7 protein-coding genes, 1 tRNA gene and 1 pseudogene are annotated in these 8,095 nt (G+C 59.9%); 5 read left to right on the top strand and 4 right to left on the bottom strand.

The genetic code is table 11. The features are described 5' to 3' along the window. The 3 genes and pseudogenes from AB5Y90_RS12275 to AB5Y90_RS12265 all read right to left on the bottom strand — a co-directional run. Positions 1-302, bottom strand: a pseudogene (locus tag AB5Y90_RS12275) (IS1595 family transposase); the annotation flags it as partial. 111 nt (positions 303-413) lie between these two features. After that, a tRNA-Pro gene (locus tag AB5Y90_RS12270) sits at positions 414-490 on the bottom strand. A gap of 112 nt (positions 491-602) precedes the next feature. Further along, positions 603-1,946, bottom strand: coding sequence for a dihydroorotase (locus AB5Y90_RS12265; protein ID WP_368166914.1), 1,344 nt, complete (start codon positions 1,944-1,946; stop codon positions 603-605). A gap of 80 nt (positions 1,947-2,026) precedes the next feature. On the opposite strand from AB5Y90_RS12265, the gene AB5Y90_RS12260 reads away from it, so the two are divergent. After that, entirely contained in the window at positions 2,027-2,902 is an 876-nt protein-coding gene (locus AB5Y90_RS12260; protein WP_307896527.1) for a 6-carboxytetrahydropterin synthase, read from the top strand. A 69-nt stretch (positions 2,903-2,971) separates the two neighbouring features. Here AB5Y90_RS12260 and AB5Y90_RS12255 read toward each other — a convergent pair whose 3' ends face one another. After that, the gene (locus AB5Y90_RS12255) at positions 2,972-4,984 is read right to left on the bottom strand and encodes a methyl-accepting chemotaxis protein (protein ID WP_307896526.1); all 2,013 of its coding nucleotides are present in this window, start codon (positions 4,982-4,984) and stop codon (positions 2,972-2,974) included. Positions 4,985-5,233: 249 nt separating this feature from the next. Here AB5Y90_RS12255 and hinT point away from each other — a divergent pair, with 249 nt between their 5' ends. The 4 genes from hinT (at position 5,234) to lpoB (ending at position 8,086) form a co-directional block, all read left to right on the top strand. Then, positions 5,234-5,584, top strand: a complete 351-nt coding sequence (gene hinT / locus AB5Y90_RS12250; RefSeq protein WP_266133813.1) for a purine nucleoside phosphoramidase — start codon at positions 5,234-5,236, stop codon at positions 5,582-5,584. Positions 5,585-5,613: 29 nt separating this feature from the next. Further along, on the top strand, positions 5,614-7,008 hold the full coding sequence (locus AB5Y90_RS12245) for a COG3014 family protein (protein ID WP_368166913.1): 1,395 nt from the start codon (positions 5,614-5,616) through the stop codon (positions 7,006-7,008). An 83-nt stretch (positions 7,009-7,091) separates the two neighbouring features. Further along, positions 7,092-7,490 carry a YcfL family protein gene (locus tag AB5Y90_RS12240; RefSeq protein ID WP_179903610.1) on the top strand — a complete coding sequence of 133 codons (399 nt, stop codon included), beginning with the start codon at positions 7,092-7,094 and terminating at the stop codon, positions 7,488-7,490. Next, positions 7,490-8,086 (top strand): penicillin-binding protein activator LpoB, encoded by a 597-nt coding sequence (gene lpoB, locus AB5Y90_RS12235; protein WP_368166912.1) that lies wholly within the window; start codon positions 7,490-7,492, stop codon positions 8,084-8,086. Before AB5Y90_RS12240 ends, lpoB begins: the two co-directional genes overlap by 1 nt. Positions 8,087-8,095 lie beyond the last annotated feature (9 nt).

The raw sequence follows: 8,095 nt of genomic DNA, 5'->3' as shown, positions 1-8,095 counted from the left end.
GCTTGCGCGTAGTCTTCCCAGCACTGTGCTTTACGCAATCTGGCCAAGGGCGTCTTGGTCAGAACGGTGCTGGTGCGCAGACACAGTTTGCAACGGTAGCGGCGCAGCCCCCGACTCCATCCCCAAGGCGCCAGCTGGGTAACATCGGCCTGACAATGGGGGCAGCCACTGCATGCCGGTAACTGAGTATTGAGCGAGGTAATCGTGTGGGGTGCAGTGAGCTCCTGCTGAGCAACACGGCGCTGGCGCAGGGTTAACTGGGGAAAGAGAGACAGCAGGTGTTGAAAGGCTGGGGTATCCATGATGGTTGACCTCAAGGTGATGGCCTACTTCAAGATTAGCCTTTCAACACGTAATTGGGACAGAGCCAAAGAAAAGGCCTTGTCGTTTGACAAGGCCTTTACCGGGGAATTTGGTCGGTGTGAGAGGATTCGAACCTCCGACCCTCTACACCCCATGCAGATGCGCTACCTGGCTGCGCTACACACCGACGGAGTCAGCTCGGCTGACGGGGGCAGAGTTTATGGAGATGACCCTGCCCTGTCAACAGGGAAACGCCGCCAATTCCTAAGCCACGGTGCGTTCGCCTGCTTTGCGAACAATCAGCGGTTAAAGGTCAGCCGCTTGCCCAGGATCTGGTCAGTCACCTGCCCGTTTTGCCAGGCGATCTGGCCGTTCACCAGCGTCATCTCCACCGTGCTGTGGAAGCGGTAGCCGTTGAAGGGCGACCAGCCACAGTGGTAGAGGATGTTGTCTTCGTTGACCACATAGGGCTTGCCCAGATCCAGCAGCACCAAATCGGCGAAATACCCCTCGCGGATATAACCGCGATCCTGCACCTGGAAGCGCTCGGCCACCGCGTGGGAGGTCTTCTTGACGATAGTCTCCAGGGTAAACACGCCGTTGTGGTAGAGCTCCAGCAGCGCCTGCAAAGAGTGCTGCACCAGCGGCACACCGGACGGCGCCTTGAAGTAGCTGTTCTGCTTCTCTTCCCAGGTGTGGGGAGCGTGGTCGGTGGCGATGATGTCGAGCACATCGTTGCGTACCGCATCCAGCAGCGCCTGCTGGTCGGCAGCACTCTTCACCGCAGGGTTGCACTTGATCAGGCTGCCCTGGGTCTCGTAATCGGCTTCATTGAAGAAGAGGTGGTGAACACACACCTCGGCGGTGATGTTCTTGTCCTTCAGCTCGCTCAGGTCGTGGCTGGCGGTAAACAGCGACAGCTCCTTGGCCGAGGTCAGATGCAGCACATGCAGCTTGGCACCGTATTTTTTCGCCAGCGCCACCGCCATGCTGGAGGATTTGTAGCACGCCTCGTCACTGCGAATGCGGCCGTGCTCGCCCATCGGCACATTCTCGCCCCACTTGGCCCGCGCCGCCTCTTCCGCCTTGGCGATAGTCGGAGTGTCTTCGCAGTGGGTGACGATCATCACCGGACTTTCGCGGAAGATGGCCGCCAGGGTCTCCTGATTGTCCACCAGCATGTTGCCGGTCGAGGAGCCCATAAACACCTTGACCCCGCAGGACTGCTTGGGGTCGAGACGCTTGATCTCTGCAAGGTTGTCGTTGGTGGCACCGAGATAGAAGCTGTAGTTGGCGACGGAGGAGTTGGCGGCGATCTGGTATTTGGCTTCGAGGGCGTCGAGGGTGGTGGTCTGGGGATTGACGTTGGGCATTTCCATGAAACTGGTGGTGCCACCGGCGACGGCGGCGCGGGATTCGCTGGCGATAGTCCCCTTGTGGGTCAATCCCGGCTCCCGGAAGTGGACCTGATCATCGATCATTCCGGGGATGAGATGGCGACCTGCGGCATCGATAACCAGCGCATCGGGCGCCTCGATATCCGGGGCAATGCGGGCAATCCGTTCCCCCTCGATCAACACATCGGAGGCATAGATGCGGCCTTCGTTGACCAGGGTGGCATTCTTGATAAGCAGTTTGTTCATGGGGGGTTCCAGTTCCTTTGCCGATAATCGCGGGTCATAATAGCGCAAAACTGCCCTTTCTCTGTAGCAAGGCCTGACTGATGAAGTTATTTGTAAGAGATTTGACCGTGATCGACTCCAGCTACCTCTGCGAACGCCGCGGCATGGTGGGCGAGAGCTGGCTGGTAGATATCGAAATGAGCGGTGAGCTCAACGAAATGAGCATGCTGCTGGACTTTGGCCGGGTAAAGAAGCTGATCAAATCGATCATCGATGAAGAGGTGGACCACAAGCTGCTGGTGCCGACAGAGTGCCCGCTGATCCACGTCGAGACACTGGATGGTGACGAAAGCACAGTGGATCTGCTGCGCCAGGGGCGCTCCATCCATCTGCGCTGCCCATCCCAGGGCTTCGCCTTTATCCCGGCACCGCAAGTTGATAAAGAGTCGGTGACCCGCTACCTGCTGGCGGTACTGGCCAAACGGCTGCCGGGCAATATCAAGGATCTCTCCCTGACTCTGCGTCAGGAGACGATCACCGGAGCCTTCTACCACTACAGCCACGGCCTGAAAAAGCACGATGGCAACTGCCAGCGCATCGCCCACGGCCACCGCTCCCCCATCGAGATCCACGTCGATGGTGAGCGCGACCAGGAGCTTGAGTTCAACTGGGCCGAACGCTGGGGCGATATCTACCTCGGCACCGAAGAGGACAAGGTGGCACTGGCCGAGCTCACCTTGAGCCCCCGCGCCAATGCCCAGCTTGGCGAGCATCACACCGGCTTCAAATATATGGCGCCCCAGGGGCTGTTCCAGCTGGCCATCCCCACCGCCGAGGTAGAGATGATCGACACCGACACCACGGTCGAGCTGCTGGCCTGCTACATCGCCCGCGAAGTGAAGAAGATGGTGGGCGACAAGTTCGTCAAGATTGTCGCTTATGAAGGGGTCGGCAAGGGCGCCATCGCCTACGCGTAATTCCTACGTTGACTACCGCAATAACAAGGCCCCGCATCTGCGGGGCCTTGTTATTTCAACTCTCGACCATCAGGCGCTGAGGTGGAAGCGCTTGACCAGGCTCTCCTGCTGCTCGGCAAGGGAGTCCAGCTGCTGGCTGGTCTCGGCTACCCGCTCAATCCCCTGATAGTTGAGATCCGAGATATCGGAGATGCGGTTGAGGTTGGTGGCGATATCGGCGCTGGTGGCCTGCTGCTGCTCGGCGGCAGAGGCGATCTGGCTCGACATGTCGCTGATCAGCACCACAATCCCCTGCACCTCCTCCATGGCGTTGTTGGCGTGGGAGCTCTGTTCGACGCAACTGTCCATCTCGCGGGAGCACTCCTGCATCACGGTTACCGCCTTGGCGACCCCCTGCTGCAGGTTCTCGATCATGGTCTGGATCTCGCTTGTGGACTGGGCGGTGCGGCCCGCCAGACTGCGCACCTCATCCGCCACCACCGCAAATCCGCGCCCCTGCTCGCCGGCCCGCGCCGCCTCAATGGCCGCGTTGAGAGCCAACAGGTTGGTCTGCTCGGCAATGCCGCGAATGACATCGAGGATATTGCCGATCTGGCTGCTCATGGCGCTCACATCACCAATCACCTTGCCGGTCTGTTGCAGCTTGCCCGCCAGCTGATGGGTGGTGGTGATATTGCCCGCCATCACCTTGCGCCCCATCTCGGAGGCCTTCTCCACATCCATCACTCGCTCCAGAGTCTGGTTGGCGGCCTGCGCCACTTCCCGCACCGATGCCTCCATCTGGGTCATGGCGGCGGCGACCGAGGCGGTCTCCTGCCGCTGTTTTTCCAGATCCGCCCGCACCGATTCGGTGGTGCGACGGTTGCCGTGGGCGGCATCGTTAAGCTGGGCCGATGCTTGTGAAAGCTGCGCCAGTACCTCCCCCATCTGGGCGATCAGCAGGTTGATCTGGCTGCCCAGCTGACCAAATTCATTCTTGCTCTGAAAACCGATGCGCTGGGTCATGTCGCCCTGGGTTACTTCGGTCAGCACCCGCAGCAACTCCCTGAGCGGACGGCGAATGGCCTTGCCCAGGGTATAAGCCACCAGCATGGCAATCAGGATGGCGACCGCTATGCTGGCTCCCTGAGTCAGGGTGCTCTGGCTCTGTGCGGCTTTGGCATGCTGAATGCTCTGGTTCATCAGTTGCTGGCTCTGATCGGTGATCCGCTCAAGCCGATCCTGAATTGCCACGATGAGCGCACTCGCCTGCTTGCTCTTCTCCCGCATCTGCTCCTGCTGTTGCATCAGCGCCAGATACTGGGCCAGGACACCTTCATTACCGGTCGTATCGCGCACGAAACCGTGGACGTAGTGACCCATGTTGTTGTCGAAATCCTTGAGCTCACCCTGCAGATCCTTGATGGTGCTGTTGAACCCCTCGATCTGCATCCTGTTGCGCTTGAGCGCAGCTTCAATGGGGGCCGGAATGCTCTGGTTGAGGGCATCCATGGTGGAGAGTTCGATAGCGGAAAGCTTGGTGGTCAGGGTCTCGGAGAGCATCTTGATGAAGCTGTCGTCGATGGTGATCATCATGTCCCCCAGACTCTTCTTGAACTGGGGCAAGCTGACCTGAAACTGCCCCTTGGCCAGATTGACCTTGTGCAATCGGGTGAGCAGCGCCTCGTGTTCGCCCGGCAGGGTATCGGTCAGTTGCAGGTAGCTGTCGACCTGCTGGCTCAGAGTGCCCATCTCCCCTTGCAGTTCGGGGTGGTGGGCGACCTGCTGGCGCAAGGCATCGAGGCTCTTGCCCACCGCGGCCTTGGCCTGTTTCAGTTCGGCCACTTCGGCAGGCAGCTGTTTGGGGTCCTGCTCGGTGAGCACATCCCCCAGCCACTTGTTGGCACTGAGCAGGGTGATCTGGGTCTGGCTGCTGGCAATCACCAGCGGCATAGACTGCCGGGTCACCTGTTCCAGCGATCCCCCCAGGGTATTCTGACTACGAAATGTGAGTAGTGAACTGGCCACCATCACGGCCACCAGGATCGCGAAGCCAAGGTAGACTCGCTGCAAGATGGAGAGATCCGACATTGTTTGTTTCATTATTGTCCCGCTGTATATGCAAAAGTCCCTTGCCTGAGTACCCCGTCCTTTTGATACCCTGCAGACCCCTGAACAGGCGCTGCAGATGACGTCCCTCTGGCTATCGGTATTTTTAACAATAACTGAAGGGAATGGGACATCAGCTGTGTCAAATCTCGGCTTGTGTCACACTTGACGCGCTGCTCGCCTTCTTTCGGGAGCCGCTTGGGATGCAAGTTCAATTTTCTTTTTCATATAAGGGAGTTAGCCATGGCGCAAGAAACCATTTTCAGCAAAATCATCCGTAAAGAGATCCCTGCCGACATCCTTTATCAAGACGATCTGGTCACCGCATTCCGGGATATCCAGCCCAAGGCCAAGACCCATATCCTGATCATCCCGAATGTGCTGATCCCCACCGTCAATGACGTGGAAGCCGAACATGAACTGGCCCTTGGCCGGATGTTCACCGTGGCCCGCAAGCTGGCAAGCGATGCGGGCATCGCCGAAGATGGCTACCGCCTCATCATGAACTGCAACCGCCACGGTGGGCAGGAGGTCTACCACATCCACCTGCATCTGGTCGGCGGCGAGCCGTTGGGCCCCCTGCTCAGCCTGTGATACTCCCGAGCATTCGACTGGCCTGCCTGATGCTGGCCAGTTTCCTGCTGGGAGGCTGCGCCTCCCAGTGGCAGGATATGTTTGTCTCCTACTCCGACCAGATGGTGCCCTTGCGCAACCAGCTGCTGCTGGGCCATGCCGCCGAAGCGCTGCCCGAGGTGCGCGACTCCACCCTGGGGGATGACACCTTTGTGCTGGATCGGCTCGAACAGGGGCGCATCGCCTGGCTGGCGGGTCAGGATGCGGGCAGCAAGCAGGCGTTCACCACCGCCGACAGCCGCCTTCAATGGGAAGACAATCAAGCCGAATACCGGCTGAGCCACGGTCTGGATCAGGTGGGCAGTCTGCTCACCAACGATCAGTCGATGGCCTATCGTACTCCCGATTACGAACGCACCATGCTGCACCACTATCTGGCCCTCAACTATCTGCAACGGGGTGATGCCGATGGCGCCCTGGTGGAGGTGCGCCGGGCCAATCAGGTGCAGGAGCAGGCCCTGAAACGGCGAGCCGATGAGGTGCGCAAAGCGAAGGATGAGAGCGAAGAGGCCGAAGCAGAAGGCGAGATGCGCCAGCTGATGTCGCGCGGCGCACCGGATCTCGACCGGTTGATCGGCAAGGTCAAAAACGGTTTTCAGAACGCCTACACCTTCTATTTTTCCGCTGTGCTCTATGAAGCGGCCGGGGATCTCAACGATGCCTGGGTCGACTATCAGCGCGGCTACCAGATAGCGCCGGACAACCGCAGCCTGCAAGATGCCTTGCTGCGTCTGGCGCGGCTGCGGGGCTCACCGGACGAGATCCGCGAGACCGAGAAAAAGATAGGCCGCAAAGCACCGCCGCTTGCAAAAGATCAAGGCCAACTGGTGGTGCTGTTTGAAGATGGTTTGATCCCGGCACGGCGCGAACTGTTCCTGCCACTCCCCATCTCCACCTCCCGCGGCGATTTTCGCACCTTTACCGTCGCCATCCCCTATTACGATAATCGGGCCAGCGACACCGGCCCGCTGACGGTGGAAGTCGGCAAGCGGGTCGAGCAGACCAGCGAGCTGGTCAGGCTGGAAGCGCTGGCCGCCAAAGATCTGCAAGAGCGGCTGCCCGGCATGCTGACCCGCCAGGCGCTGCGACTGGTGGCCAAGGAGCAGATGCGCCGCACCGCCGCCAAAGAGGGAGGGGATGTGGGCAATATTCTGGTGGGGATCTTCAACACCCTCTCGGAGCGGGCCGATACCCGCAGCTGGCTGACGCTGCCAGCTCAAGCATCGAGCTGGCAGGGAATGGTGCCAGCAGGTGACATCAATCTCACCCTGGGGGCGGGGGCAGCGCAGCGGCAATTGCCGCTCACCATCCACAAGGGACGCACCACCCTGGTCTGGGTACAGCGCCTCGGCGCCGGTCTGACCACCCGGGTGATGCCGCTCTGAGCAGATGGCGAAGAGAGATGAGCAAGACAATTAACCGGGCAGGCTCACACGCGGCCCCACTCACCCCGATTAAGGAGAGCAAGATGAAAGCATACGGGTTGGCCCTCGGGCTCGCGCTGCTGCTGACCGGCTGCGCCACCAACACCTCCGGCGTGGCGCTCTATGGCCCGGCGGGCGGTGCTCCCACGCTAGAGCAGCATCAAAACGTCAACGTCACCCTGACCGAGCTGAGCCGCCGCCAGCAAAATGGCCTGCTGCAGGTCAATGTGGCCGCCGCCAGCACCCAGCGCAGCGATAACAAGCTGCAATATATCTTCTATTGGTATGATGAGGCCGGTCAGGAGGTCGCCAGCGATGGCCGCGGCTGGACCCCCATCAAGCTGCATGGCTATCAGACCCGCACCCTCTCGGCCCTGGCGCCCAGCCCGGCGGCGCAGGGTTACCGGATTTACGTACGCGAAGTGATTGAGGAATCCTACTGATGAAAATGAATCATGCCCTGCTGATATTGACCTCTGCATTGCTCTTGGGCGGCTGCTCCAGTACCACCGTCAGCTATGGCGATCCCACTGAAACCGAAACCGTTACCGTCGATTACGGCTCAAGTGACCTGCAGGCCATCGCCGACAAGATGGCAGACTCCATGCTCGCCTCCCCTGCCACCAGCGAGATCACCGCTGGCGGTCGTCCGGTGATGTTTATGGATTCTATCCGCAACAAGACCTCCGAGCACATCGATACCGAAGCGATCACCGATACCATCCGCACCAAGTTGCTGCGGGCCGGCAAGTTCCGCTTTGTCGACATGAGCAAGGTGGCCGCCGTCAAGCAGCAGCTCGAATACCAGCAGGGCAGCGGCATGGTGGATCCTGCCTCCATGGTGCGTCTGGGCAAGCAGACTGGTGCCCGCTACATGGTCTATGGCAACCTCGCCAGCATCGTCAAGGGCAATGGGAAGGTGAAGGATGTCTACTACCAGATGACCATGAACCTGATGGATCTGCAAAACGGCGAACTGCTGTGGGCTGACCAGAAAGAGATCCGCAAACAGGCGAAGAAATCCACCTTTGGCTGGTAACAGGCTCCT

The organism is Aeromonas sp. R4-1 (genome assembly GCF_040908325.1).
Lineage (GTDB): Bacteria > Pseudomonadota > Gammaproteobacteria > Enterobacterales > Aeromonadaceae > Aeromonas > Aeromonas veronii.
This window is presented reverse-complemented; position numbering and strand designations above follow the sequence as displayed.

Coding starts and splice junctions, on each gene's coding strand:
- AB5Y90_RS12265 (WP_368166914.1), bottom strand. CDS start 1,946: ATGAACAAACTGCTTATCAAGAATGCCACCCTGGTCAACGAAGGCCGC.
- AB5Y90_RS12260 (WP_307896527.1), top strand. CDS start 2,027: ATGAAGTTATTTGTAAGAGATTTGACCGTGATCGACTCCAGCTACCTC.
- AB5Y90_RS12255 (WP_307896526.1), bottom strand. CDS start 4,984: ATGAAACAAACAATGTCGGATCTCTCCATCTTGCAGCGAGTCTACCTT.
- hinT (WP_266133813.1), top strand. CDS start 5,234: ATGGCGCAAGAAACCATTTTCAGCAAAATCATCCGTAAAGAGATCCCT.
- AB5Y90_RS12245 (WP_368166913.1), top strand. CDS start 5,614: ATGCTGGCCAGTTTCCTGCTGGGAGGCTGCGCCTCCCAGTGGCAGGAT.
- AB5Y90_RS12240 (WP_179903610.1), top strand. CDS start 7,092: ATGAAAGCATACGGGTTGGCCCTCGGGCTCGCGCTGCTGCTGACCGGC.
- lpoB (WP_368166912.1), top strand. CDS start 7,490: ATGAAAATGAATCATGCCCTGCTGATATTGACCTCTGCATTGCTCTTG.